The sequence below is a fragment of the Bradyrhizobium sp. USDA 4506 genome, from assembly GCF_054058795.1.
Map to the genome: position 1 here is coordinate 2,660,251 of NZ_JBSSBM010000002.1, position 24,362 is coordinate 2,684,612.

The 24,362-nt window shown below is 64.9% G+C and carries 25 protein-coding genes; 12 read left to right on the plus strand and 13 right to left on the minus strand.

All coding sequences use genetic code 11. From position 1 onward, the window contains the following. The first annotated feature begins 108 nt into the window (after positions 1–108). From ACVIHF_RS14640 to ACVIHF_RS14650, 3 genes are all read left to right on the plus strand, one after another. Positions 109–507: a DUF2306 domain-containing protein gene (locus ACVIHF_RS14640; RefSeq protein WP_456792189.1), complete on the plus strand. Its 399-nt coding sequence runs from the start codon at positions 109–111 to the stop codon at positions 505–507. Positions 508–731: 224 nt separating this feature from the next. Beyond that, positions 732–3,458, plus strand: a complete 2,727-nt coding sequence (gyrA, locus tag ACVIHF_RS14645) for a DNA gyrase subunit A (protein WP_456780594.1) — start codon at positions 732–734, stop codon at positions 3,456–3,458. Positions 3,459–3,629: 171 nt separating this feature from the next. Further along, positions 3,630–5,405, plus strand: coding sequence for an adenylate/guanylate cyclase domain-containing protein (locus ACVIHF_RS14650; RefSeq protein ID WP_456780593.1), 1,776 nt, complete (start codon positions 3,630–3,632; stop codon positions 5,403–5,405). 70 nt (positions 5,406–5,475) lie between these two features. Here the strand turns inward: ACVIHF_RS14650 and ACVIHF_RS14655 are convergent, their stop codons facing one another. From ACVIHF_RS14655 to ACVIHF_RS14665, 3 genes are all read right to left on the minus strand, one after another. Further along, complete coding sequence (locus ACVIHF_RS14655) at positions 5,476–6,435, minus strand: phosphotransferase family protein (protein WP_456780592.1); 960 nt, start codon at positions 6,433–6,435, stop codon at positions 5,476–5,478. Between the two features lie 21 nt (positions 6,436–6,456). Further along, positions 6,457–8,355 (minus strand): potassium transporter Kup, encoded by a 1,899-nt coding sequence (locus ACVIHF_RS14660; RefSeq protein ID WP_425249202.1) that lies wholly within the window; start codon positions 8,353–8,355, stop codon positions 6,457–6,459. Positions 8,356–8,521: 166 nt separating this feature from the next. After that, positions 8,522–8,779: a hypothetical protein gene (locus tag ACVIHF_RS14665; RefSeq protein ID WP_028340746.1), complete on the minus strand. Its 258-nt coding sequence runs from the start codon at positions 8,777–8,779 to the stop codon at positions 8,522–8,524. 267 nt (positions 8,780–9,046) lie between these two features. Between ACVIHF_RS14665 and coaD the strand changes: the two genes are divergently transcribed. From coaD to queA, 5 genes are all read left to right on the plus strand, one after another. Beyond that, positions 9,047–9,544: a pantetheine-phosphate adenylyltransferase gene (coaD, locus tag ACVIHF_RS14670; RefSeq protein ID WP_076828588.1), complete on the plus strand. Its 498-nt coding sequence runs from the start codon at positions 9,047–9,049 to the stop codon at positions 9,542–9,544. A 46-nt stretch (positions 9,545–9,590) separates the two neighbouring features. Next, positions 9,591–10,154 (plus strand): peptidylprolyl isomerase, encoded by a 564-nt coding sequence (locus ACVIHF_RS14675; RefSeq protein WP_028332096.1) that lies wholly within the window; start codon positions 9,591–9,593, stop codon positions 10,152–10,154. A gap of 5 nt (positions 10,155–10,159) precedes the next feature. Then, entirely contained in the window at positions 10,160–10,597 is a 438-nt protein-coding gene (locus tag ACVIHF_RS14680; protein WP_253608678.1) for a TonB C-terminal domain-containing protein, read from the plus strand. Then, entirely contained in the window at positions 10,573–11,037 is a 465-nt protein-coding gene (locus tag ACVIHF_RS14685; RefSeq protein ID WP_028340742.1) for a peptidylprolyl isomerase, read from the plus strand. The genes ACVIHF_RS14680 and ACVIHF_RS14685 overlap by 25 nt, the downstream gene beginning before the upstream one ends. A 114-nt stretch (positions 11,038–11,151) precedes the next feature. After that, positions 11,152–12,228 (plus strand): tRNA preQ1(34) S-adenosylmethionine ribosyltransferase-isomerase QueA, encoded by a 1,077-nt coding sequence (queA, locus tag ACVIHF_RS14690; protein ID WP_253608677.1) that lies wholly within the window; start codon positions 11,152–11,154, stop codon positions 12,226–12,228. 167 nt (positions 12,229–12,395) lie between these two features. Here the strand turns inward: queA and ACVIHF_RS14695 are convergent, their stop codons facing one another. From ACVIHF_RS14695 to ACVIHF_RS14710, 4 genes are all read right to left on the minus strand, one after another. After that, positions 12,396–13,433, minus strand: a complete 1,038-nt coding sequence (locus ACVIHF_RS14695) for an aspartate-semialdehyde dehydrogenase (RefSeq protein ID WP_057018500.1) — start codon at positions 13,431–13,433, stop codon at positions 12,396–12,398. Between the two features lie 244 nt (positions 13,434–13,677). Further along, the gene (locus ACVIHF_RS14700; protein ID WP_057018499.1) at positions 13,678–14,295 is read right to left on the minus strand and encodes a PepSY domain-containing protein; all 618 of its coding nucleotides are present in this window, start codon (positions 14,293–14,295) and stop codon (positions 13,678–13,680) included. A 262-nt stretch (positions 14,296–14,557) separates the two neighbouring features. After that, complete coding sequence (locus ACVIHF_RS14705; protein WP_253608676.1) at positions 14,558–15,319, minus strand: TetR/AcrR family transcriptional regulator; 762 nt, start codon at positions 15,317–15,319, stop codon at positions 14,558–14,560. A 96-nt stretch (positions 15,320–15,415) separates the two neighbouring features. Beyond that, positions 15,416–16,549: a patatin-like phospholipase family protein gene (locus ACVIHF_RS14710; RefSeq protein ID WP_456781915.1), complete on the minus strand. Its 1,134-nt coding sequence runs from the start codon at positions 16,547–16,549 to the stop codon at positions 15,416–15,418. Positions 16,550–16,798: 249 nt separating this feature from the next. Here ACVIHF_RS14710 and tgt point away from each other — a divergent pair, with 249 nt between their 5' ends. Next, positions 16,799–17,932, plus strand: coding sequence for a tRNA guanosine(34) transglycosylase Tgt (gene tgt / locus ACVIHF_RS14715; RefSeq protein WP_456780591.1), 1,134 nt, complete (start codon positions 16,799–16,801; stop codon positions 17,930–17,932). A 9-nt stretch (positions 17,933–17,941) separates the two neighbouring features. Here the strand turns inward: tgt and ACVIHF_RS14720 are convergent, their stop codons facing one another. Then, entirely contained in the window at positions 17,942–18,157 is a 216-nt protein-coding gene (locus ACVIHF_RS14720; RefSeq protein ID WP_028332087.1) for a hypothetical protein, read from the minus strand. 224 nt (positions 18,158–18,381) lie between these two features. Here ACVIHF_RS14720 and cysK point away from each other — a divergent pair, with 224 nt between their 5' ends. Beyond that, positions 18,382–19,356, plus strand: coding sequence for a cysteine synthase A (cysK, locus tag ACVIHF_RS14725; RefSeq protein ID WP_456780590.1), 975 nt, complete (start codon positions 18,382–18,384; stop codon positions 19,354–19,356). Between the two features lie 18 nt (positions 19,357–19,374). Next, positions 19,375–19,614 (plus strand): BrnA antitoxin family protein, encoded by a 240-nt coding sequence (locus tag ACVIHF_RS14730; RefSeq protein WP_050400483.1) that lies wholly within the window; start codon positions 19,375–19,377, stop codon positions 19,612–19,614. Positions 19,615–19,695: 81 nt separating this feature from the next. On the opposite strand, the gene ACVIHF_RS14735 is transcribed toward ACVIHF_RS14730, so the two are convergent. Next, positions 19,696–20,571 (minus strand): DMT family transporter, encoded by an 876-nt coding sequence (locus ACVIHF_RS14735; RefSeq protein ID WP_456780589.1) that lies wholly within the window; start codon positions 20,569–20,571, stop codon positions 19,696–19,698. A 231-nt stretch (positions 20,572–20,802) separates the two neighbouring features. Here ACVIHF_RS14735 and ACVIHF_RS14740 point away from each other — a divergent pair, with 231 nt between their 5' ends. After that, a complete protein-coding gene (locus tag ACVIHF_RS14740) occupies positions 20,803–21,201 on the plus strand; it encodes a RidA family protein (RefSeq protein ID WP_057018605.1) in 399 nt (132 codons plus the stop codon). A gap of 70 nt (positions 21,202–21,271) precedes the next feature. Here ACVIHF_RS14740 and ACVIHF_RS14745 read toward each other — a convergent pair whose 3' ends face one another. From ACVIHF_RS14745 to ACVIHF_RS14760, 4 genes are all read right to left on the minus strand, one after another. Next, positions 21,272–21,649: a hypothetical protein gene (locus ACVIHF_RS14745; protein WP_256559005.1), complete on the minus strand. Its 378-nt coding sequence runs from the start codon at positions 21,647–21,649 to the stop codon at positions 21,272–21,274. Between the two features lie 121 nt (positions 21,650–21,770). Then, positions 21,771–22,130 carry a hypothetical protein gene (locus ACVIHF_RS14750; RefSeq protein ID WP_076828571.1) on the minus strand — a complete coding sequence of 120 codons (360 nt, stop codon included), beginning with the start codon at positions 22,128–22,130 and terminating at the stop codon, positions 21,771–21,773. A 192-nt stretch (positions 22,131–22,322) separates the two neighbouring features. Next, the gene (locus ACVIHF_RS14755; protein ID WP_018271570.1) at positions 22,323–22,922 is read right to left on the minus strand and encodes a formyltransferase family protein; all 600 of its coding nucleotides are present in this window, start codon (positions 22,920–22,922) and stop codon (positions 22,323–22,325) included. Between the two features lie 121 nt (positions 22,923–23,043). Further along, positions 23,044–24,333 (minus strand): hemolysin family protein, encoded by a 1,290-nt coding sequence (locus ACVIHF_RS14760; protein ID WP_028332081.1) that lies wholly within the window; start codon positions 24,331–24,333, stop codon positions 23,044–23,046. Between the last annotated feature and the right edge of the window lie 29 nt (positions 24,334–24,362).

Here is a 24,362-nt window from a genome sequence, read left to right on the forward strand (position 1 = left end):
GAACCTTTGCGGTTCCGCGGGGCTTTGACACAGCTCGATGTGAATGATATTTACATTGGCCTGCGGCATTTGATGCCTGGCCGCGAGCTTCACTCGAGGGCCGCCACCATGAGCCTCGTGCCATTGCTCGACGCTGTGCCTGCGATCCCGCTCCATGCCTTTGCCGCGATGGCCGCCTTCGTGCTGGGCTCCATCCAGCTCGCCGCCCCCAAAGGCACGCTGCCGCACCGGACCCTGGGCTGGATCTGGGTGATCCTGATGCTGGTGGTCGCCGGAAGCTCGTTCTGGATCCATCAGATCCAGCTGGTCGGTCCCTGGAGCCCGATCCACCTGCTGTCGATCTTCTCGCTCGCCATGCTGGCGCTCGGCGTCACGGCCGCGCGGAGCCACGATGTCCGCCGCCACAGGTTCACGATGATCGGCATTTTCTTCGGCGCGCTAATCATTGCCGGGCTGTTCACCTTGATGCCCGGGCGGATCATGCACGCGGTGGTCTTCGGCCACTGACGGGAGAGGCAAGTCGCGAATGGCGGGTGGCGAATAGGGGATTTTTCCATTGCTATTCGCCATTCGCTACGCGCTTCCCAAGCAAGCAGCCGGAACCTCGGTGCTCCACCCGTAAGTGCATGAAAAAACGAACGGAAAAACGGCTTGCCGGAGCCGCGCAAGGGTGGTTATCAGGCCCCCGATGGGCTATATGATTCCCCAGTAGAACCGACCGGATTTCCCCTTTGTCCGATAACGACGACCACAAGCCCGGCGAGCCGCCGGGACCCTCAGATATTCGTCCCGTTTCCATTCTCGACGAGATGAAGAAGTCCTACCTCGATTACGCGATGAGCGTGATCGTGTCGCGTGCGCTGCCTGATGCGCGCGACGGGCTCAAGCCGGTGCACCGGCGCATCCTCTATTCGATGCATGAGCAGGGACATACGCCGGACAAGAAATACGTCAAATCCGCGCGCGTCGTCGGCGACGTGATCGGTAAATATCACCCGCATGGCGACCAGTCGATTTACGACGCGATGGTCCGCATGGCGCAGGATTTCTCGCTGCGCGTGCCGCTGATCGACGGCCAGGGCAATTTCGGTTCGGTCGACGGCGATCCACCGGCGGCCTATCGATATACCGAAGCGCGGCTGACCAAGGCGGCGCTGGCCGTGCTGGCTGACATCGACATGGAAACGGTCGATTTCCAGCCGAACTACGACAACTCCGAGAAAGAGCCGTCGGTTCTGCCGGCCCGGTTCCCGAACCTTCTGGTCAATGGCGCCGGCGGCATCGCCGTCGGCATGGCGACCAACATCCCGCCGCACAATCTCGGCGAGGTCGTCGACGCCTGCGTGGCGCTGATCGACAATCCGGCGCTCACGATCGACGAACTGATCGACATTATTCCCGGACCGGACTTCCCGACCGGCGGCGTCATCCTCGGCCGCCAGGGCATTCGTAGCGCCTACCATCTCGGCCGCGGCTCGATCGTGATGCGCGGCAAGGTGACGATCGACACCATCCGCAAGGACCGTGAAGCGATCATCATCACCGAGATTCCCTATCAGGTGAACAAGGCGACGATGGTCGAGCGTATCGCCGATCTCGTCAAAGAGAAGAAGATCGAGGGCATCGGGGACCTGCGCGACGAGTCCGATCGCGACGGCTATCGCGTCGTCATCGAACTGAAGCGCGAAGCGGTGCCCGACGTGGTGCTGAACCAGCTCTACCGATTCACACCGCTGCAGACCAATTTCCCGGCCAACATGCTGGCGCTGGATTCCGGCCGTCCGCAGACGATGAATCTGAAGGACCTGCTCACCATCTTCGTCGCGTTCCGCGAGCAGGTGGTGACCCGGCGGACCAAGTTCCTGCTCGGCAAGGCGCGCGACCGCGCCCACATTCTGGTCGGCCTTGCGATCGCGGTCGCCAACATCGATGAGATCATCCGCGTCATCCGGACCTCGCCAGATCCGAACACCGCGCGCGAGGCCCTGATGTCGCGCGACTGGCCGGCACGCGACGTCGAGGCGATGATCACGCTGATCGACGATCCCCGGCATCGCATCAACGAGGACGGCACGCTGCGGCTGTCGATGGAGCAGGCCAGGGCCATCCTCGACCTTCGCCTGCAGCGCTTGACCGCGCTGGGACGCGACGAGATTTCCGAAGAGCTCGACAAGCTGGCGGCCGAGATCGCCGACTATCTCGACATCCTGCGTTCGCGTGCCCGCGTGCAGGGCATCGTCAAGACCGAACTGGCCGAGGTGAAGCAGCAGTTCGCCACCCCGCGCAAGACCGTGATCATCGAGCAGGAAGGCGAGGTCGAGGACGAGGACCTGATCCAGCGCGAGGACATGGTCGTCACCGTGTCGCATGCGGGTTACGTCAAGCGCGTGCCGCTGTCGACCTACCGGGCGCAGCGCCGCGGCGGCAAGGGCCGCGCCGGGATGCAGACCCGCGACGAGGATTTCGTCTCGCGCCTGTTCGTGGCGTCCACGCACACGCCGGTGCTGTTCTTCTCGTCGCGCGGCCAGGTCTACAAGGAGAAGGTCTGGCGGCTGCCGATGGCCGCGCCGAACGCGCGCGGCAAGGCGCTGATCAACATCCTGCCGCTGGAGCAGGGCGAACGCATCACGACGATCATGCCGCTGCCGGAGGATGAATCCTCCTGGGCCAATCTCGACGTGATGTTCGCGACGACCGGCGGCACCGTTCGCCGCAACAAGCTGTCCGACTTCGTCGACGTGCGCCGCTCCGGCATCATCGCCATGAAGCTCGGGGAAGGCGAGGCGATCGTCGACGTCCAGATCTGCACCGAGCATGACGACGTGCTGCTGACCGCCGCCGGCGGCCAGTGCATCCGTTTCCCGGTCACCGATGTGCGCGTCTTCACCGGCCGCACCTCGATGGGCGTGCGCGGCATTGCGCTGGCCGAGGCCGACAAGCTGATCTCGCTGGCGATCCTGCGCCATGTCGAGACCACCTCGGACGAGCGCTCGGCCTATTTGAAGATGCGGCGCGCGGTGGCCGGCGAGGCCGCGACCGAGGAGCCGGTCGAGGCCGAGGGCGAGGAGACCGCGAATGCGATCCAGCTGTCGCAGGAGCGCTATGCCGAACTGTCGGCGGCCGAGCAGGTGGTGCTGACCGTCTCCGTCAACGGCTATGGCAAGCGGACCTCGTCCTACGAGTACCGCACCACCGGCCGCGGCGGCAAAGGCATCGTCGCGATGAGCGTCAACAACCGGAACGGCAACCTGGTGGCGTCGTTCCCGGTCGAGGACGCCGACCAGATCATGCTGGTCACCGACAAGGGCCAGCTGATCCGCTGCCCGGTGGCCGATATCCGCGTCGCCGGCCGCTCGACCCAGGGCGTGATCGTGTTCGACACCGCCGAGGACGAGCACGTGGTCTCGGTCGAGCACATTCCGGAAGAGGAAAGCGGCGAGAACGGCAACGGCGGCTAGCGCCGCCGCTTCGGAGAACCCCCAGCCCGAACGCAGCCAACGGGCGCGCAACATGCGCGCCCCGTTGACAGGCTCCGCAAAATCCGGCGGCATGCCGTACGCCCCTAGCCCAAGGGCAACGCCCTATGCTTTGATGGGGGCCGGCGGATCTACCGATTTCGGGAGGCCGTTGTGACCGATCATCGCGTTGAGCGGCGGCTTGCAGCTATCCTGGCGGCTGACGTGGCCGGATATAGTCGGCTGACCGGCCTGGACGAGGAAGGGACACACGTCCGGCTGAGGGAGTGTCTGCGTGGACTCGCTGATCCCAAGATCAGCGAACACCGTGGCAAGGTCGTCAAGCACACGGGCGACGGCATGCTCGCCGAGTTCGGCAGTGTCGTGGATGCGGTGCGTTGCGCCATTGAGGTCCAGCGCGGAATGGCCGAGCGAAATGCCACGGTGCCGCAACTCAAGCGGATCGAATTCCGCATTGGCATCCACGTCGGCGACATCATCGTCGATGAAAACGATATCTTTGGAGACGGCGTCAATATCGCCGCCCGCCTTGAAGGGATCGCGGAGCCCGGCGGGATCTGCATCTCGGACGATGCGCAACGTCAAATCCGCGGCAAGGTCGATGCCGTGTTCGCGGACATGGGCTCGCAGAACCTGAAGAACATTGCTGAGCCGATGCGCGCGTGGCGATTGAGGATAAACGCGGGCCATCCCGCGAGCGCCCCGATCGAGCCGCCGGTCGACAGCGCGCAAGCTCTGGCGCTCCCTGACAAGCCGTCGATCGCCGTGCTGCCGTTCGAGAATATGAGCGGCGACCCCGAGCAGGAATACTTCGCGGACGGAATGGTCGAGGAAATCATCACGGCGCTGTCGCGCTTCAAATGGCTGTTCGTGATCGCCCGAAATTCGAGTTTTACCTTCAAGGGCCGGGCCGTCGATATCAAGGAGGTCGGCCGCAGGCTCGGCGTCCGCTATGTCCTTGAGGGGTCTGTGCGCAAGGCCGCGGGGAAGGTTCGCATCACCGGGCAGTTGATCGATGCGGTGACCGGAACGCACATCTGGGCAGACAGGTTCGAGCGTGACCTGACGGACATATTCGCTCTCCAGGACGAAGTGACCGTCGCCGTCGTCTCGGCCATTCAACCAAAATTGCTGCAGATCGAAATCGGCCTGTCGGCACGGCGACCGGAGAACCTCACCGCCTATGATTTCTATCTCCGCGCCATGCAGCAGCATTACCTGATGACCGCCGACGGGTTGGCCGAGGCGATCAGGCTGGCGCATCGTGCTTTGGAGCTTGACCCCCGGTTCGGTTTTGTCGCCGCTCTGGCAGGTCTCGCTCACATGCAGAACATCCTTTGGGGGCATGCCGTCGATCCTCAATTTGACCGCAAGGAAGCCGTTCGGCTGCTTCGCCTGGCATTGAGCATCGACGATGGTGATGCGGAAACATTGGCCTGGGTTTCCCTCACCTCGGCGTACATGGTCGGCGATTGCGAGAGTGAGATCGAATTGGCCGACCGGGCGATCGCTCTTAATCCGAATTCGTATCGCGCATGGACCGCCAGAGGCAGTGTCTATCGAGTTGCGGGGCTTCCGGAAGAAGCGGTCCGGAGCTTTGAACGCGCCATCCGCCTGAGCCCGTTAGACCCGCGGCTACCCATCACACTTGTCGGGATGGGGATGGCCTTCATCGAGCTTCGCCGCTTTGACGAGGCCATTGCCGCAGCCAACAAATGCCGGCGCCAGAATGCCTCCTATTCGCTGGCTTACCGTTGTCTCGCGTCCGCGTTCGCCCATCTCGGACGCGATCCGGAGGCGCGTGAGGCGGCGGCGCTCCTGCTTCAGCTCGATCCCGCCTTTACAATATCCGCGATGATCGCCAGGGGCGGGTACCCAAACGCACAGCTGTTGATCGAGGGGCTTCGGAAGGCGGGATTGCCCGAATGAATTGTGCCCGCGGGCGCCGACGAGGCCGCCATCGGGAGCACCGCAGGCTCTGTGTTTGTGGGGGCGCGGCCTAGACGGCGCTTTCCAGTTCGCGCGTGAGCCCGGGAAGGGCGTCCATCCGGCCGATCTGCGCGAACCAGCACCAGAGCTCGAGCGTCGAGGCCAGCCGGTAGAGCGCGATCGTGGCCTCCCAGTCCGGCCGGTCGCTCGTGCCGTGGCCCGCGAGCAATCCGTCGCGCTTCGGCGAGTCCCTCGGCGTGAAGTAATAGAGCGCCTTGGCGATGTCCATCAGCGGATCGCCGGCGGTGGCATTCTCGAAATCGACGATGCCGGTGAGACGCGGCTGCCCCTCCGGTGTCACCAGCACGTTGCCGGCGTGGAAGTCATAGTGGCAGAGGCGGGGCGTGTCGGCTGCGTCGAGCAGGACGCTGCGCGCCAGGATGCTGGCCCGCAGCCGCGCGGCCAGCGCTTCGTCCCCGCCGCGCGTGCAAAACTCGGTCAGCTTCCGCTCGAACTGCGCGGACATGTAGGCGCGATTGGTCGGGTGCGACGTCCAGACGCCGTGCGGACCGATATAGCCGAAGCTGTCGAGCGTGATGCCATTGATATGGCGGAGCGCCGTGCCCATGGCGGCGTAGATCGAAAACAGTTCCTGATCCGTCAGTGCCGCCTCGCGGTTGCCGAGCACGACGCCGTCGAGCTTGCTCATCAGCACAAAATTGAAGTCGATCAGCGCGCGGCTGTCGTCGGCTACGAGGATGCGGGGAATGGCAATGCCGGCGTCGCGCAGAAGACCGAGGACATAGACCTCCTTCGCCATCTTCCATTGCAGCTGGGCGGGGTAGACCTTGAGGATGCAGCTTGGCGCGTCAGCCCGCGTGATCTGGAGGATCGTGCTGATCTCGCCGCCGCGTAGCTCGGTGATGCCTGCCACGCGCGCGCCTGGCGCAACCCGATCGATGATCGCCTGAGCCTGGTCGATCGAAATCGCCAGCCGCGGCTTCAGCTGAAGAGGCGGATCGTCTGACATGTCCGCATCCGGGCTGTGGGACTAGATCTCGATCTCCGTCCCGAACTCCACGACCTGTCCGGTCGGCACGCCGAAGAACGCCGCCGACCGCTCGGCGTTGCGCTGGAGGAAGGCGAACAGCGATTCCCGCCACACCCACATGCCCGGAATGTCTTCCCGCGGGATGATGGTCTCGCGGCCGATGTAGTAGGTCACATCGGTCAGACGCAGACCGGGCAGTTTGCCCTGACGACAGGCGAGCTTTAGCCCTTCGTAAACGGTCGGATATTGCATGAAGCCGTAACGCAGGATGACGCGGATGATGCCCGGGGTGACGTCGTGAACCACAACGCGATCCTCGTCCGAGATGCGGGGGGATTCCTCGATCTGTACGGTGACCAGCAGCACGCGCTGGTGCAGCACGTGGTTGTGCTTGACGAACTGGGTCAAGGCAAGCGGCACGCCGTTAGGGGCGGAGGCGAGGAATATGGCGGTGCCCGGCAGCCGGCTGTGGCACTTGTTGACCGCGGTCTCGATCAGATCTTCTTCCGGCTGACGCAGCTTGCTGCGCGCCGTCTCGACCAGTTTCACGCCACCGCGCCAGGTCAGCATCAGGAAGGCCACCGCAGCGGCGAGCAGCAGCGGGAACCAGCCGCCTTCGAACAGCTTGGTCGAGTTCGCCGCAAAGAAGATCGCGTCGATGATGAAGAAGAAGCCGTTCACCGCGATCACGATGATCGGCGAATAGCCCCACTGGATCGCGACCAGCGCTGCAAGCAGCGTGGTGATCGCCATCAACAGCGACACTGCGATGCCGTAGGCGCCGGCGAGCGCGTCCGAGGTGCCGAAGGCGAGCACCGCGCCGAGTGTCCCCGCCGCAAGCATCCAGTTCACCAGCGGCACGTAGATCTGCCCGATCGCATCGCTCGTGGTGTGCTCGATGTGCATGCGCGGCAGGAAGCCGAGCTGGATCGATTGCTGGGTCAGCGAGAACACACCCGAGATGATGGCCTGCGAGGCAATCACGGTGGCGATCGTCGCGAGCAGGACGAGCGGGTAATGCGACCAGTCCGGCGACAACTGGAAGAACGGATTTTCGATCGCGGTCGGGTCGGTGATCAACAGCGCGGCCTGGCCGAAATAGTTCAGCACCAAAGCGGGCAGGCAGACGGCGAACCAGGCGAGCCGGATCGGAAAACGGCCGAAATGCCCCATGTCGGCATACATCGCCTCACCGCCGGTCACCGCGAGGAAGGCGGCGCCAAGGATGGCGAAGCTGACGTGGAAATCCTGATGGATCAGGAAATCGAATGCATAGAGCGGGCTCAGCGCAACCAGCACGCCGGGCGCCTTGACGATGCCGTGAATGCCGAGCGCTGCCAGCACGGCGAACCAGAACAGCATCACCGGACCGAAGATCCTCCCGATGAAGCCGGTGCCCCGCTTCTGCATCATAAACAGGCCGATCAGGATCACGACGGTGATCGGCACCACCGCAGGGGTCAGCGAGGGCGCGTCGACCTTGAGGCCTTCGATCGCCGACAGCACCGAAATGGCCGGCGTGATGGCGCCGTCGCCGTAGAGCAGGGCGGCGCCGATCAGGCCGACCACCAGAAGATGGCCGCGCCAGGTGCCGGGCGCCGCGTTGCGCGCCGAGAGCAGCGCCAAGAGCGCGACGATGCCGCCTTCGCCGCGGTTGTCGGCGCGCAGGATCAGCATCGCGTATTTGATCGAGATGATGAGGATCAGCGCCCACAGGATCAGCGAGACCACGCCGAGCACCGCGCTCTCGGTGAGCGGACCGCCATGGGTGGCGGCCTTGGCGGCTTCCTTCAGGGCATAGAGGGGGCTGGTGCCGATGTCGCCATAGACGACGCCGAGGGCACCGAGCGTGACGGCAACCGGGATCGGACTGGACGGGGGGTGGCCAGAAGAAACGATGGCGGGCGTACTCGTCACGGCAATCCCCCGATGGCTGCGCCCGTCGGATCATCCGGCCGGGCGCCTTAGACGATAGTCTGCGACGGGACGTCGCAAATTACCATTGGGTTTTGTGTGACGGCCTGACCTTACGCCAGGCTGACGAGGGACGTCGCTCGACTACGCGCTACGGGGTACGGTCGGCGGTGACCAGGCGGGCTTCGCGAACCACTGTCTTGTTGCCGGCGCTGCGCAGGCACGAGGCTTCGAAATTCGGCCAGGCCTGCTGCGAGCAGTCCTTGCCGACCGGGTGGACGTCGAGACGGTCGCTCTTGGCCAGCGGCTGCGGGGTGGAGGCTTCGACCTGCGGCGCAAAGCCCGGCAGCACGGTGAGCGCGGCGGCAATGAACGCGGCAACAGCGATGGCGGAAAGTGCCTTGATCATGACGGTCCCCAGTTGATCGGGCCGCCCGGGCCCGTCGTTTCGTTGTCCAATGTCTACCGGCAGCAAGTTTCCCGGTGTCTTCGCCACCGCGGGAAATGGTTTCGTCGCGGGCCGGTTTTGTTTCGTCCGCCAACGGCCGACGAAACATTCACCCCCGTAGACGCTGGCATCCCAGGACTCGTTCACTGGACGACTGGAAATTTGTTTCGAGCAAGCAATGGAACCCGGGCGGCTTGCCGGGGAGAGCCGGGCGGGTTAGGAGGGACCATGTCCCGTATCGCGATCTATCCCGGCTCCTTCGATCCCGTCACCAACGGCCATCTGGACGTGGTGAAACAGGCCGTCTTCCTCTGCGACCGCCTGATCGTCGCCATTGGCGTCCATCCCGGCAAGAAGCCGCTGTTTTCCACCGAGGAACGGCTGGCCATGGTCCATGAGGTGTTCGGCCCCATCGCCCAGCAGGCAGGCTGCGCCTTCGAGAGCGCGACCTATGACAATCTCACGGTCGCGGCGGCCCGCGCGGCCAAGGCCACGCTGATGATTCGCGGCCTGCGCGACGGCACCGATCTCGACTACGAGATGCAGCTTGCCGGTATGAACGATGCGATGGCGCCCGAGGTGCATACCGTGTTCGTTCCGGCGTCGGTCGCGGTCCGCCCGATCACCGCCACACTGGTGCGCCAAATCGCCCAGATGGGCGGCGACTTCTCTGCATTCGTGCCGTCATCAGTCGCAGCTAGCCTGAAGGCCAAGTTCGCCGGCTGATCCCGGCGGCCTGCCACACCCCGAACGTTAAAGCTCCGGAGTTGCCATGATCCGCATTCTCGCATTCGTTGCCGCGCTGCTCTGCGTCGTGCCCGCGGTCGCGCAGCCGCTGCCGGCCAATCTCGACAAGGCCGATGCGATCGTGATCGACACCACCAAGGGCCGCATCGTCATCAAGCTGCGCACCGATATCGCGCCCAAGCATGCCGAGCGCATCAAGCAGCTGGCGCGCGAGGGCTTCTACAACAACGTGCCGTTCCATCGCGTGATGGACGGCTTCATGGCGCAGACCGGCGACGGCCAGAACTTCAACGGCACCGGCGGCTCGAAATATCCGAACCTGAAGCAGGAATTCTCCCAGGTCCCGTTCAAGCGCGGCATCGTCGGCATGGCCCGGCGCGGCGACAGCGTCGACAGCGCCAATTCGCAGTTCTTCATCATGTTCGCCGACGGACCGAGCCTGAACGGCCAGTACACCGTGATCGGCGAGGTGGTGCAGGGCATGGACGTGGTCGACAAGCTGAAGAAGGCGTCTGCGGGCTCTCCTGGCGGAGCCGTCACCGATCCCGACAAGATGGTGAAGGTGCAGGTCGCATCCGACATCAAGTGATCCGCATGGCGGCGCGCTGCAAACCACTCGCCTGGTTCGCCGCGCCGCTGGTTTGCCTGACGCTGACCGTACCGGTGCAGGCCGAGCCGGAGCAACTCAATACGATCAAGGACGTTGTTCTTGCCATCCACCGCTGCTGGCGGCCGCCGCCGGCAGACAAGGCCGGCCCGATCGACATCACCGTCATTGTCAGCTTCAACCGCGAGGGCGCGATCCTCGGGCATCCCAGGATCAGCTATGAATCGCAGGAGGCGACCGACAACGACCGGATTGCATACCGGATCGCGGTGATGGAGACGTTGCAACGCTGCACGCCGTTGCCATTTACCGAGAGCCTGGGCGGCGCAGTCGCCGGCCGCCCATTCGCGATCCCGTTCAGGAATAAGAAGTATCCACCCCGAAGCCAGGAGAAGCGAGCATGGCTGCTACCGAAAATACTCTGATCCTCGAAACCACGCAGGGCCCGGTCACGATCGAGATGCGTCCGGATCTCGCGCCCGGCCACGTCGCGCGGATCAAGGAGTTGGTGCGCGAGGGCTTCTATGACGGCATCGTATTCCACCGCGTGATCGACGGCTTCATGGCGCAGACCGGCTGCCCGCAGGGCACCGGCATGGGCGGCTCCGGCAAGAAGCTGAAGGCCGAATTCAACAAGGAGCCGCATGTCCGCGGCACCGCCTCGATGGCCCGCGCCGCCAATCCGGATTCCGGCGACAGCCAGTTCTTCATCTGCTTCGACGACGCCTCGTTCCTCAACGGCCAGTACACCGTCTGGGGCAAGGTCACCGAGGGCATGGAGAACGTCGACAAGATCAAGCGCGGCGAGCCGGTGAAGGATCCGGACAAGATCGTCAAGGCGCGCATGGCCGTCGACGCGGCGTAAGTCAAACACTCCGTCATTCCGGGGCGATGCGCAGCATCGAACCCGGAATCTCGAGATTCCGGGTTCACGCTTCGCGTGCCCCGGAATGACGGCGCTGAAGTATTAGTCACCGCCATGCGCACCGACCTCTTCGACTTCGAACTGCCCCCGGAAAGCATCGCGCTTCGCCCCGCGAACCCGCGCGATGCCGCGCGGATGCTGGTGGTGCATCCGGACGGCGTGCTGCGCGACGCCGCGATCGCCGACCTGCCGCAGTGGCTGGAGCCGGGTGATCAGATCGTCGTCAACGACACCAAGGTGATCGCGGCGCAACTCAAGGGCCGCCGCATCGGGCGCGACACCGAACCGAAGATCGAGGCGACCTTGATCAAGCGGCTCGACGGCTCACGCTGGCAGGCGCTGGTGAAGCCGGCGAAGAAGCTCAGCCCCGGCGACACCATCCGCTTCGGCAATGAGGGCAGGGTGTGCCTGCTCGGCAATCTCGATGCAGAGGTCGAGGCCAAGGGGCAGGAGGGCGAGGTGACGCTGTCATTCTCGTTCCATGGTCCGGTGCTCGACCAGGCGATCGCCGATGTCGGCGCCACGCCGCTGCCACCCTACATCGCTTCCAAGCGCACGCCTGACGAGAAGGACGTCAGCGACTACCAGACCATGTTCGCCGCCAATGAGGGCGCGGTCGCAGCGCCCACGGCGGGGCTGCATTTCACGCCGGCCTTGGAGGCCGCGCTGAAGAGCCGCGGTGTCGAGCTGCACCGCCTGACGCTGCATGTCGGGGCAGGGACCTTCCTGCCGGTGAAGACCGAGGAGACCTCGGAGCACAAGATGCATGCCGAGTGGGGCTGCATCACCGCCGAGACCGCTTCCGCCTTGAATGCCGCGCGCGCAAAAGGCGGCCGGATCGTCGCGATCGGCACCACGTCGCTGCGCCTGTTGGAAAGCGCCGCCAATGCCGACGGCACCATCGAGCCGTTTGCGGCGGAAACCTCGATCTTCATCACGCCGGGCTACCGCTTCCGCGCGGTCGATATTTTGCTGACCAACTTCCATCTGCCGCGCTCGACGCTGTTCATGCTGGTCTCGGCCTTCTCCGGCCTCGAGACGATGCAGGGCGCCTACGCGCATGCGATCAGGGACGGCTACCGGTTCTATTCGTATGGCGATGCGTGTTTGCTGTTTCGCGCGCGAGGCTAGCTCCGCAAGCACGGCTGCTTCACCGTCACCCTGAGGCGGCCGCTTCTTCAGCGGCCCTCGAAGGGCGACGGCCCGACTGGGGCCGATGCATCCTTCGAGACGCCCGCCGCGCGGACTCCTCCAGCGACAATGGCTGCGCCATTGCGCGGGGATGACGGTTCTTGCATTCACGCCATCGCGCGTTCGGGCAGCAGCTCGGCGATCTGCACCGCGTTGAGGGCGGCGCCCTTGAGCAACTGATCGGCCGCGACGAACATCGAGATCGAGTGACCGCTGGGGTCGCTGAGATCCTTGCGGATGCGGCCGACCAGCACGTCGTCCTGGCCGGAGGCGTCGATCGGCATCGGGAAGTAGTTCTTGGCGCGATCGTCGACGACCTTGACGCCCGGCGCCTGCGCCATCATCGCGCGCACCTGGTCCTCGGTGATCGGCTTCTCGCATTCGAAGGTGATCGACTCGCAATGCGCGCGCAGCACCGGCACCCGCACGCAGGTAACGCCGACCGCGATCTTCTCGTCCTCGAAGATCTTGTGGGTCTCCTTGATGACCTTGGTCTCCTCGTCGTTGTAGCCGGTCTCCGGATCGATCGCCGTGTTGTGGTTGAACAGGTTGAAGGCGTAGGGGTGCGGCATCACCTTCGGGGTGTAGACCTGTCCGTTGAGATTGGCGCGGGTGGACTCGACGAGCTCCTCCATCGCAGCTGCGCCGGCGCCGCTCGCGGCCTGGTAGGTCGAGATGATCACGCGCTTGATGCGGTTCTTCTGGTGGATCGGCCACAGCGGCACCAGCGCGGTGATGGCGGCGCAGTTCGGGTTGGCGATGATGCCCTTGTGGTCGCGGATGCGGTTGGCGTTGATCTCGGGGATCACCAGCGGCACGTTCGGATCCATCCGGAACGCCGAGGAATTGTCGACCACAACGGCGCCGGACTTCACCGCAAGCGGCGCGAACTTCCTGGAGATGCCGCTGCCGGCCGAGAACAGCGCGATGTCGACGCCCTCGAAGGCGCGCTCGGTCAGTTCCTCGATCACGATCGGCTTGCCGCGGAAGCTGATGGTCTTGCCGGCCGAGCGGGCGCTCGCCAGCGCCTTCAGCTTGCCGACGCGGAAGCCGCGCTTGTCCATGGTGGCGATGAATTCGGCGCCGACGGCACCGGTGACGCCGACAATCGCGACGACGGGATCGTTACTCACTTTGTCCTCCATTCGAGTTGTATTTCAGGCAACAAAAAAGCCCCGGACCTTCATCAGGCGGGGCTTCGGGTAGAGATGATGCGGTTCGACCGACTACGCGCGCACGCCTCCCGAGGCCCCGGAGGGCTTGGTGGTTTTGCTGGTGCGTTTGGTCGCGGTGATCATGGAGCGGACTTATGCGGGACAGATCGGCGTCCGTCAACGGCTTTTGGGCGAAAACTTGGCGAGAGAAAACTTGGCGAGTGCCGCGCCGGCCTCAGCGCCTGCGCGCGCCGGGCGGTTCGAGGATCACCTCTTTCAGGTCGCTGCCGGCGAGCACGACGATAACGAAATTGAGCTTGCCGCGTTCGCGCATCAGGCCACCGCTGATCGCCTTTCCGGAGGTCGTGCGCTCGGCCACCCGCACGGCGTCGGCGAGGCGATGCCGGAGCGCCCTCAGCACGGCGAGGTTGTCACGGTCTTCGGTGCCGAGCGACTTCAGCGGCGCGGCGGCCTCGCCACCCACCACTTCGCCGGTCGCCGCGTCAATGGCGTGCCGCCAGATGCGGTCCTGCTGCATGGTCTTGACCCGGTAGACCGCAGGCTCCGACGCGCCGTCGAAGCTGATGTCGGCGGTTATCGAACCGGAATGCAGCGCCTCCGCAATCGCCATCGCCTTGCGCAGCGAGATCTGGGCCGCCTGGAAGCTGTCGAGCTCGCGGCGAACCGTGTGCGCATCGAGCGCGGTGTCGTTATCCTGCGGGGTAAGCGCTGCAGCCGTTGAGCTCGTGATCGCGTGCGCCGGCGTCGCGAAGGGCAGGGCAATGAGCGCGGTTGCCAGCAGCCGCGTGCCGAATGCCCAATGCCGCAGTGCGTGTAATCGTCCCGTCGTCATGGTCGCATCCGTCGCGTCGAACCGCCGCCCGGGCAGAGAAAGTGCGGCCGACCTTTGTTAGTCAGAGGTCGGCCGCCGAACGTTCAGACGGAGCGATGGCGGCAGCTCCGTCGTGACGATCGAAGTGACAAGGCGACACGAAACCGTTGGGGGGCTGAACTTGGGTTCCGCGTCTCATTGCAACTAAACAATACGGTTTCGTTCTGTTTCCTTCAAGGCTCATCACGACAACGTGTGAGGCGATGCAACGATCCTAAAACTGTCAGCGGGCCGGGCGGCGGCGCGCCTTCGTCGCTTCCTTGATCGCCTCTTTGGCCGCATCGCGAAGCCGGTCCTGCGGCCCGACGGCGCCGGCGAGAAACAGCCGGATCGAGACTTCCATCCGGGTCTCGGCGGTCTTCATGTCGATCGGAATTCCGAATGTTGCCATCCGGTGGGTGTGGCCGACCACCATGTTGAGGAATGTCTCGGCCGCGATCGTGGTGTCCTCGAGGTCGAGGGCGCCTTTGTGGACCAGATGGTCGAAGAAATCCGCCGTGGTGGATACCGCCTTCGACCAGCCCTCGTCGACGGCAAGCTTGGCGACCTCGGGGAAATTAATTGCCTGCGCGGTCAGGATCCGGCTGAAAGCGATGGAGTCGGCGCTGCAATTCAGCACCAATAGCTGGCGTCCGAGCTCGGTCAGCCGTTCCTCGACCGAACCGTCGCAGTTGCCGCCGGCCTGCGCTTCGGCCGCCGCGGCGGCGAGCGGGGCAAGCCAGCGGGCGATCTCGCGGCGGAGCACCGCGGCGAACAGGCCCCGCTTGTCGCCATACTGACCATAGACCGTGGGCTTGCTGACGCGGGCGGCCTCGGCCACCGCGTCGATCGACGTCGCATCGAAGCCGCGCTCGAGGAACAGGCGGGTGGCGACCTCGATCAGCCGCTGGTCGCGCTCGATCGCAGCGTCCCGCGTCGGCCGGCCGCCGCGTGACTTGATCACGCCGCGCTTGGCCACCTTGGCCTTGGTTGCCGTCAATCCCATTTGCCCATTCATCTCGTTGTGCATCGGACGGGTCTGTCCGGTCTATAACCCGCGCCGTGCGGATTCGTCCATTCGGCGGTACCAGGAGCAGGCCGCTTAAGGGGGCGTCGCAGTCCAGGCCTGCCCAGCGGCGGCCTTGTCGTATCCGTACTGGTACAGCGCGCGCATATAGGCGGTGTCGAAGCCCTGCGATTCCGGAGCCGGATAGTCGCGCTCGATGTAGGACAGATGGAAACCCAGCCGGTTGCGCCGGGCGAAGTCATAGGTCGAGAGGATCACGGAGCGTGTCTGCGCCTGCGTGATCGCGGAAATGCTGCGGGAGGCGACCTCGATCGTCGAGTTCGAGACCAGCTCGAAGTTGCCCTCGAGCTTCTTGTTGACGAGGATGTAGATGTTCATGCGGCTGTTGGCGGGCCAGCCGCGCTCGCGGAACAGCAGCGCATCCGGCAATGTCAGCACCGGCGCGGTCACGCCGCCGTCGACATGCATCTCCTGGAAGCGGCGGCCCTGGCCTTCGGCGTCGATCATGATCGGCGGAAACACCAGCGGGATGCTGGCGGAGGCGGCCATCACGTCGCGAAACAGCTGCAGCGCCTCGGGCGTTCCGACAGCGGAGATTCGCCCCATGTCCCAGATCACCGTGCGCTGGGTGTCGAGATCGGTGGTGACGATCAGGAGCTTTCGGCCCTTGGCGTTTTCGCGCGCCACCTCGCTCAGGATGTCCGGACCGACGTAACGCGCCACCAGTTCGCGCAGCCGCTTGTTGCCGAACAGCCCGGAGCCGAACAGCACCCGCATCAGGCTGGGGTCCTGCAGCAGGCTTTCCGCGATGCCCGAAGTGTAGACCTCCTTCAGCGTGTCGTCGTAGCGCGGGCCAAGGAAGGCAAAGGGCGCAATCAGTCCGCCGGTGCTGACGCCGGAGACGACCGAAAAGGCCGGGCGGTTGCCGGCCGCGGTCCAGCCGTTGAGGACGCCCACGCCATAGGCGCCGTCGGCACCGCCGCCGGAGAGGGCGAGGTAGCTCGTGATTGGGGCGACGCTGCGCTTCTCGAACTTGAATTTTGACGCCGGCTCGTCGGCATAGCGGCGCAGCCCATCGAGGTCGAGCACCCGCGAATTGGCGGCGTCGGCGGCCGTGTAGGACATCCGCGGCAACGAGCTGCAGGCCGAAAGCGCCAAGGCGAGGCCGCACAGCAGGATCGCTTGCCGGATCGCGCGGGCATCCGTCATCCGAAGACCGGCGCCGGCGCGCTGGACGCTAGGGGGTAAGACCATCTCTGCCAGTCACGTTCGCGGATCGACGTCGCTGCGGGAAGCCGGTTGCCAGATTGTCGTCATAAAACGACACGGTTTCGTTTTATTTAACGGGACTGATGATGCAAGGCAAGCGTCCAGCCGGTTGTCCACGTTCACGAAGTCGCGCGAGGGCCGCTATCCGACGGGTTGATCGGGCACCGGCGACACGCAATAAGCAGCCGCATGACTCTTCCCAATCATTTCGAGCTGCTGGCGACCGACGGCGCCGCCCGCACCGGGCGCCTGACCACGCCGCACGGCCTCGTGCGGACGCCCGCCTTCATGCCGGTCGGCACCGCGGGCGCGATGAAGGGCATGCATTGGCGCGAGGTGCGCGATGCGGGCGCCGATATCGTGCTCGGCAACACCTATCACCTGATGCTGCGCCCGGGCGCCGAGCGCATTGCCGGACTTGGCGGCCTGCAGCGCTTCACCGGCTGGGGCGGCCCGATGTTGACGGATTCCGGCGGCTTCCAGGTGATGTCGCTGTCGGAGCTGCGCAAGGTGACCGAGAAGGCGGTGACCTTCCGCTCGCATATCGACGGCACCAAGGTCGAACTGTCGCCGGAGCGCTCGATCGAGGTGCAGCGGCTGCTCGGCTCCGACATCGCCATGCAGATGGACGAATGCGTGCGGTTGCCGGCGGAGCGCGCCGACATCGAGCGCGCGATGCAGTTGTCGCTGCGCTGGGCCGAACGCTCCAAGCGCGCGTTCGAGGCGGCGCCGGACGGCTACATGCTGTTCGGCATCGTACAGGGCGGCGACGTCCCGGATTTGCGGCACGCCAGCGCACGCGGGCTGACCGACATCGGCTTTCACGGTTACGCGATCGGAGGCCTCGCGGTCGGCGAGCCGCAGGCGGTGATGCTGGCGATGATCGAGGAGTCCGCGCCGGCGCTCCCGGTCGATCGGCCGCGTTATCTGATGGGCGTCGGCACGCCGGAGGACATCCTCGAGGCGGTAGCGCGCGGCGTCGACATGTTCGACTGTGTGATGCCGACACGGAACGGACGCCACGGCATGGCGTTCACCCGCTTCGGGCAGATCAATTTGCGCAACGCCCGGCACGTCGACGATCCGCGCCCGCTCGATGAAGAGAGCCCGTGGCCGGCGGCGAGCGGCTATTCGCGTGCCTATCTGCATCACCTGGTTCGATCAGGCGAAACACTTGGGGCAATGCTGCTGTCCGAAATCAACGTCGCCTACTACCAGCAGCTGATGCAGGGCATCCGCGATGCGGTGGCGAACGGCACGTTCGAGGACTTCAGAACGAAAACGCGCGCCGGTTGGGCGCGCGGTGACATCGCTCCAAGATGAGCTGTGTGATCAGTTGCACACGATCGGTTTCACCGCGTGTTTGGTAACGAACCCGTAACCGCAGTTGTCGCAGGTCCAGAGATAACTGATCAAATTGTCGAACAGGTACGCGGAGGCTTCCGCCGCCACCATGGAGTCCGCACACACCGGACAGGTCGGCAAATCGCAGCCGCGCGGATCGGGCCTGGACGCTGTGGTCGACAGAACTTCAGCGAGAGCTGGCATGTGACCTCCTTTGCGTTCTGAGCTGCACCTGACGAAAGTATATAAACCCATTTGTTTGACCTTGTCGCAACACAAATGCGTAGGTTTTACGTTATTTGCGCAGGTTCTATTTTGCGATGCAACGAATTCGCGTTGCGGCGGTTTCTCACTTGCGCGCCATGGTGCGCTGCTTCTAATGAGACAAGACCGCATATTCCCAGCACATCCGCTACAGGAGCCGCTTGATGGACGCGCCGTCGACAACGAGTGCAGTGCAACCCGGACGCGGCCGCGTCTTTGACTCCATCGTCGATGCGATCGGCTCTACGCCGATCGTGCGGCTGCGCAGATTGCCGCAGGCGGCTGGCGTCAACGCGACGATCCTCGCCAAGCTCGAATACTTCAATCCGGCAGCCAGCGTGAAAGACCGCATCGGCGCGGCGATGATCGTGGCGATGGAGAAGGCCGGCATCATCAACGCCGACACCGTGCTGATCGAGCCGACCTCGGGCAACACCGGGATTGCGCTTGCCTATGTCGCGGCCTCGCGCGGCTATCGGCTCAAGCTCGTCATGCCGGAATCGATGTCGATCGAGCGGCGGCGGATGCTGGCCTTTCTCGGCGCGGAGATTGTGCTGACCCCGGCCGCGCAGGGCATGAAGGGCTCGATCGCGACCGCGGAGGAATTGGTGCGCACGACGCCCAACGCTGTCATGCCGCAGCAGTTCAAGAACCTCGCCAATCCCGAGATCCATCGCCGCACCACCGCCGAGGAGATCTGGAACGACACCAGCGGCAACATCGATTACTTCGTCGCCGGCGTTGGCACCGGCGGCACCATCACGGGCGTTGGCCAGGTGCTGAAGCCGCGCAAGCCATCATTGCGTGTCGTCGCGGTGGAGCCGGAAGAGAGCCCGGTGCTGTCGGGCGGCCAGCACACGCCGCACAAGATCCAGGGCATCGGCGCGGGCTTTATCCCTGACATCCTCGACCGCTCCGTGATCGACGAGATCGTCAAGGTCAATAGCGCGACCGCGATCGAGACCGCGCGCGAGCTGGCGCGCAACGAAGGCATCCCCGGCGGTATCTCGTCGGGTGCCGCGATCGCTGCCGCCTTGCAGATCGGCAAGCGGCCGGAAGCGGCCGGCAAAACCATTCTGGCGATTGTGCCGTCATTCTCGGAGCGCTATCTCTCTACGGTACTGTTTGAAGGAATCTGAGACACAGGAATCCAGCATATGGCTGACCAGCCGAGGCGACCGCGAACCCTGAACGATGCCCGCAGCGAAGCCGAGGCGGCGTTCAAGCGCGCCACCACCAAGGTCGCGGACGCGGTGCCAAAGACCGTCGCTGTCCCCGGCGTCCGCGAGCAGGTCACGCTGCGGATCGATCAGGACGTGCTGGAGTATTTCCAGGAGGGCGGCCCCGGCTGGCAGGACCGCATCAACGCGGCGCTGCGCAAGGCCGCCGGAAAGTAACACCTTTCGAAACCGGGAGGCCCGGGACGATCCCCGGGCTCTGGCGGGCGCGGCCGCGCTGGCTGCGGCGCGACGCGAGCGTCACCTCGCGCGCGCCGGCTTCCTTGCGGTCGGTTTCAGGTTCATGAGGTTGCCGGCCAGGATCATGGCCGCGCCGAGCACCGTGTAAACATCGAGCCTTTCGGCATAGATCAGCCAACCGGCGATCGCCGTCAGCGGCACGCGGACGAAATCCATCGGGATCACGACAGTCGCGTCGGCGTGGAGCAGGGCGCGTGCCATGCAATAGTGCGAGAACGTGCCGCAGAACGCGATCACGGCGAGCCAGCCCCAGGTCGAGAGCGGCGGCCAGGTCCAGACATAGAGCGCAGGCCCGATGCTCGCGAGCGATTGCACCACCAGCATCCAGAACATGATCGTCAGCGTCTGCTCGGTCCGCGTCAGCGACTTGACCACGGCGACCGAGATGCCGAAGCCGACCGCCGCGGCGAGCGCGATCAGCTGGCCCGGATTGATCGCGCCGGCCGCCGGCCGCACGATCACGAACACGCCGACCAGGCCAAGCACCATCGCGACGATCTTCCACCGCGTCATCCACTCGCCGAGAAAGCTCGCCGCGAGGATCGCGGTCCAGATCGGCATCGTGAACTCGATCGCGACCACCTGGCCGATCGGGATCAATGTCAGCGCAAAGAACCAGCCGAGCTGCGCGCAGAAATGGATCAGGTTGCGCACGATATGGACGTGCACCCGTGCCGTCTTCACGATCGCAAACCCGCCATTCATGTGGATCAGCGGATAGAGCATCGCGAAGCCGAGCACGCCGCGCACGGCCATCAGCTGGATGACGTTGACCTCGCGCGTCGCCTCGCGGCCGGCCACCGCAACGATCAGCATCAGCGCGAGCCAGCCGGACATCCACAATGCTGCGCGGGTCTTTGAGGGCGTGCGATCCATGACGGGGAACGGCGGAGGAGGGGTGCCCGGTATCGGCGAGCTGCCATGAATTTGCAACGCGCAATTCCGTCTGCGCGGTGATGCGTCACCCACGCGATCTCTGCTAAGCAGCATCGACTACGCTGTCATCCCGGGGCGCACGTGAAACGGGCGAACCCGGGATCTCGAGATTCCGGGTCTGGCTCTGCGAGCCATCCCGGAATGACGAACGCCAAAAAGGAGGATCTGCTCATGCGCGTCTTGCAACCGGCCGAATGGTCGAAACCCCGCGGCTTCTCGCACGGTGTCGCGTTCGACGCGCCCGGCAAGTGGATCGTGCTGGCGGGGCAGACCGGCGGCGACGAGAAGGGCGACTACGCCCCCGAGATGGCCGCCCAGGTCGGCACCGCGTTGAAGCGCATCATCAAGCTGTTGAACGAAGCCGGCGCTGGCCCCGAGCACATCGTCCGCCTGACCTGGTACCTGACCAGCCGCAGCGAATATGAGGCCGCGGGCGCCGGTATCGGCGCGGCGTGGAAGGAGACGCTCGGGCGCAATTTCCCGCCGTCCACCTTGCTCTATATCGACGGGCTGGTCGATCAGCGCGCCAAGGTCGAGATCGAGGTCACGGCATTCGTGCCTGCGGCATAGCACCGCTGGGGCGTAAACAAAAAGCCCTCGGGGATGACCCGAGGGCTTTCCACGTTGGAGCGCGGATCGATTACTTCGACAGCGTGATGCTGGCGCCGCGGAACTGGCTGTCGGCCCTGATCGTGACCGCCTGCTTGTTGCCGCTGGTGCGCATCGAGATATCGGCGTTGAAGCCGGGAGCGCTGGCAACGACCTGGAAGTTGCCGCCGCCGCCGCGACCCTGCAACGAGCCGCTGACATTGCGGCTGGACTCGCTCCAATTGCCGCTGACCGCGCTGCCTTCGGCCTGCACATCGGCCGCCAGGTTGAACTTGTAGGCGTCGCTTGCGCAGGTGAGGCTCATGGTCATCCGGGGCCCGCCGACGTGATACGTCGCCCGGCAGCGGATGCGCTCGCTGGAGCCGTCGTCCAGCGTAACCGAGCCGGCGCCCGACCAGGTGCCCGCCATGCCGGCGAACGGGCCGGACTGGGCATGGCCCGTGGTGCTCGAGAGTGCGGTCACGAAAAACGCGGCGGCTGCAAATGCTGGCCGCCGCGCGATGGCAAAGAAACTTGCTAGGCTGGTGATCTTACTGACGGGATGCTTCCCATCGGCCGCTGCAGGGTACGCCAGCTGATGCCCCATTCCACTTCCCCGATCCGGAGTTGCCACTGAGTTGTCCGTTCGCATATGCACCATTGATCGAGACTCGCACAAGTCCCCCGCTGCCGACGGTGCCGGAGATCGCCGCGCCCTGTGCCGAGATCTTTCCTTCAGCGACGGTCACGGTCGAGCTCTGCGATGGTTCGCAGCTGCCGGTCTTGGTGACGACGGTGACGTTCCAAAGCCCGTCATAAGGCTGCTGAGCGGACACGGGAGCAGCGGTGAGGGCGGCAGCCGAGGCGACCGAAGTGACCAAAATCAGGTCGCGAATGCGGATCGAACGCATGAATCAAATCCCTGTAATTTCGTGTGATGACGCGGCTTATCCTGTCACAATGTGTTCAAAATTTGCTGCGTCGCGGGAGCCCCAAATGTTCCTGTGAACCCAAACACATCATGGTGAATTCGGTTCCGGATCAGGAACGGAAAATCCGAGCATGGCTTTTTCGAACGAGGTATTCATGTACCCTAGCTCGGGTTAGTGTTTGCCAGGGCTCAGATTCGGCGCCTTGGTCGCAAACTGCTCATCCTGGACCTTGGCCGGCAGCGAGCCGTTGACCTTACCATAGTCGATGACCTGGGCGAGCAGACGCAAACCGAGCGGCGCCAGCGCGCGCTCCCACAGCTCGCGGGCGGTCTCGCCTTTCTTGACGAACACCCAGTCCTGCGCGGCGATGGCGCCGGCGTCCATGCGGTCGGCGAGGTGATAGATGCTGCCGCCGGCGATCGGATCGCCTTCCTTGATGGTCCATTCCACCGCCGCGATGCCGCGGTGGCGCGGCAGCAGTGACGGATGGTATCCGATGCCGCCGAGCCTGGACGCGGCAAGCGCCTCCCTGCTGACCCGGGCGTGGCTGTGGGCGGTCACGATCAGGTCGGTGTCCGGCGCGATCTCGGCGGCCGTCACCAGCTTGGGATCGGCCTGGACAACGACTTCGATGCCGGCCGCCCTGGCTGCTGCCGCGAGCCGGTCCTCGCCGTCATGGACGACCACCCTGACCAGCGTGACGTGGTGTTCGCGCAGCATGTTCAGGGTCGTCACGCCGAAATGGCGGGAACCGACAAGGGTAATGCGCATGGGGATCTATTCCGTGGGGTTTACTCGGGGATTGCTCGGGCCGCCGCTATGCCGATAGCACACCGCGGCGGCCTGTTTCGCTGTCTTGCCGCTTATCAACAGGACGGCCGGGTGGCAAATGTCAGGCCGCCGGCTGCTTGCTGGCCAAAACCTTGTCGATGCGCCGGCCGTCGAGGTCGACGATCTCGAATTCCCAGCCCTGCGCGGCGGTTTTCGCGCCGACATCGGGGATCGCGCCGAATTCATGCAGCAGGAAGCCGGCCGCGGTCTGGTAGGGCCGCGGCGATGGCAGCGTGATGCCGAGCAGCTCGCTGAATTCCAGCGCCGGCATCCAGCCCGAGATCAGATAGGAGCCGTCGGCGCGCCGGACATAGGCAGGCTCGGCCGGGCCTTCCTCGGTGTGGAAGGCGCCGACGATGGCCTCGAGGATATCGGCGCTGGTGACGACGCCCTGGAAGGTGCCGTACTCGTCGTGGACGAGGCCGATATGCACTCTGGAGTCGCGCAGGATCGCGACCACGTCGCGGGCATCGACGGTCTCCGGAATGATCGGCGCATCGCGCGTCAGCGCGCGTATGTCGGGCGTCTGGCCCGCGAGGTAGACGTCGAGCACGTCTTTGGCCTGCACGATGCCGAGGGCATGGTCGCGGTTGCCGTCGAACACCACGCAGCGCGAGTGACTGCTCTTTTGCAGCGTCGCCAGGATCTCGGCCGCAGGGGCGGCGAGGTCGATCAGGCTGACCTCGTGGCGCGGCGTCATCACTGCGCCGACCGGCAGATCGCCGAGCCGCATCACGCCGGCGATCATCTCCTTTTCGCCGGGCTCGAGCACACCGGCGTTCTCGGCCTCCACCACCAGCGTCTTGATCTCGTCCTCGCTGACGCGGTCCTGTGCATCCTCGCGATGGCCGAGCACCCACAGCAGCAGCTTGCCTGAACGGTCGAGCAGCCACACCAGCGGCAGCGACAGCCGCGCCATCATGGTCATGGCCGGAGCGACCTTGACCGCGATCGACTCGGGATCGCGCAAGGCGATCTGCTTCGGCACCAGCTCGCCGACGATCAGCGAGGCATAGGTGATCACGCCGACGACGAGGCCGACGCCGACCGCGTCCGCGATGCTTGCGGACACGCCGAGCTCAAGCAGCCATTGGGTCAGACGCTGGCCAAGCGTTGCGCCCGAGAAGGCGCCCGACAGCACGCCGATCAGCGTGATGCCGATCTGCACCGTGGAGAGGAACTTGCCTGGATCGGAGGCCAGTGCAAGGGCGCGGCGCGAACCGCTGACGCCTCGTTCGACCAGCGCCGCAAGACGCCCCGGACGCGAGGAGACGATCGCGAGCTCCGACATCGACAACAGACCGTTGACGACGATCAAGACCGCCACGATCGCAAGTTCCAGATATAACACGGGAGTCCCTAAACATTGGCGGAGTTGGC

Excerpts from the sequence above, each read along its gene's own strand:
- ACVIHF_RS14640 (WP_456792189.1), top strand. The coding sequence starts at position 109 with ATGAGCCTCGTGCCATTGCTCGACGCTGTGCCTGCGATCCCGCTCCAT.
- ACVIHF_RS14655 (WP_456780592.1), bottom strand. The coding sequence starts at position 6,435 with ATGTCAGACGATCCGCCTCTTCAGCTGAAGCCGCGGCTGGCGATTTCG.
- ACVIHF_RS14665 (WP_028340746.1), bottom strand. The coding sequence starts at position 8,779 with ATGATCAAGGCACTTTCCGCCATCGCTGTTGCCGCGTTCATTGCCGCC.
- coaD (WP_076828588.1), top strand. The coding sequence starts at position 9,047 with ATGTCCCGTATCGCGATCTATCCCGGCTCCTTCGATCCCGTCACCAAC.
- ACVIHF_RS14675 (WP_028332096.1), top strand. The coding sequence starts at position 9,591 with ATGATCCGCATTCTCGCATTCGTTGCCGCGCTGCTCTGCGTCGTGCCC.
- ACVIHF_RS14680 (WP_253608678.1), top strand. The coding sequence starts at position 10,160 with ATGGCGGCGCGCTGCAAACCACTCGCCTGGTTCGCCGCGCCGCTGGTT.
- ACVIHF_RS14685 (WP_028340742.1), top strand. The coding sequence starts at position 10,573 with ATGGCTGCTACCGAAAATACTCTGATCCTCGAAACCACGCAGGGCCCG.
- queA (WP_253608677.1), top strand. The coding sequence starts at position 11,152 with ATGCGCACCGACCTCTTCGACTTCGAACTGCCCCCGGAAAGCATCGCG.
- ACVIHF_RS14695 (WP_057018500.1), bottom strand. The coding sequence starts at position 13,433 with ATGGAGGACAAAGTGAGTAACGATCCCGTCGTCGCGATTGTCGGCGTC.
- ACVIHF_RS14700 (WP_057018499.1), bottom strand. The coding sequence starts at position 14,295 with ATGACGACGGGACGATTACACGCACTGCGGCATTGGGCATTCGGCACG.
- ACVIHF_RS14705 (WP_253608676.1), bottom strand. The coding sequence starts at position 15,319 with ATGGGATTGACGGCAACCAAGGCCAAGGTGGCCAAGCGCGGCGTGATC.
- ACVIHF_RS14710 (WP_456781915.1), bottom strand. The coding sequence starts at position 16,549 with ATGACGGATGCCCGCGCGATCCGGCAAGCGATCCTGCTGTGCGGCCTC.
- tgt (WP_456780591.1), top strand. The coding sequence starts at position 16,799 with ATGACTCTTCCCAATCATTTCGAGCTGCTGGCGACCGACGGCGCCGCC.
- ACVIHF_RS14720 (WP_028332087.1), bottom strand. The coding sequence starts at position 18,157 with ATGCCAGCTCTCGCTGAAGTTCTGTCGACCACAGCGTCCAGGCCCGAT.
- cysK (WP_456780590.1), top strand. The coding sequence starts at position 18,382 with ATGGACGCGCCGTCGACAACGAGTGCAGTGCAACCCGGACGCGGCCGC.
- ACVIHF_RS14730 (WP_050400483.1), top strand. The coding sequence starts at position 19,375 with ATGGCTGACCAGCCGAGGCGACCGCGAACCCTGAACGATGCCCGCAGC.
- ACVIHF_RS14735 (WP_456780589.1), bottom strand. The coding sequence starts at position 20,571 with ATGGATCGCACGCCCTCAAAGACCCGCGCAGCATTGTGGATGTCCGGC.
- ACVIHF_RS14740 (WP_057018605.1), top strand. The coding sequence starts at position 20,803 with ATGCGCGTCTTGCAACCGGCCGAATGGTCGAAACCCCGCGGCTTCTCG.
- ACVIHF_RS14745 (WP_256559005.1), bottom strand. The coding sequence starts at position 21,649 with ATGGCGGGCACCTGGTCGGGCGCCGGCTCGGTTACGCTGGACGACGGC.
- ACVIHF_RS14750 (WP_076828571.1), bottom strand. The coding sequence starts at position 22,130 with ATGCGTTCGATCCGCATTCGCGACCTGATTTTGGTCACTTCGGTCGCC.
- ACVIHF_RS14755 (WP_018271570.1), bottom strand. The coding sequence starts at position 22,922 with ATGCGCATTACCCTTGTCGGTTCCCGCCATTTCGGCGTGACGACCCTG.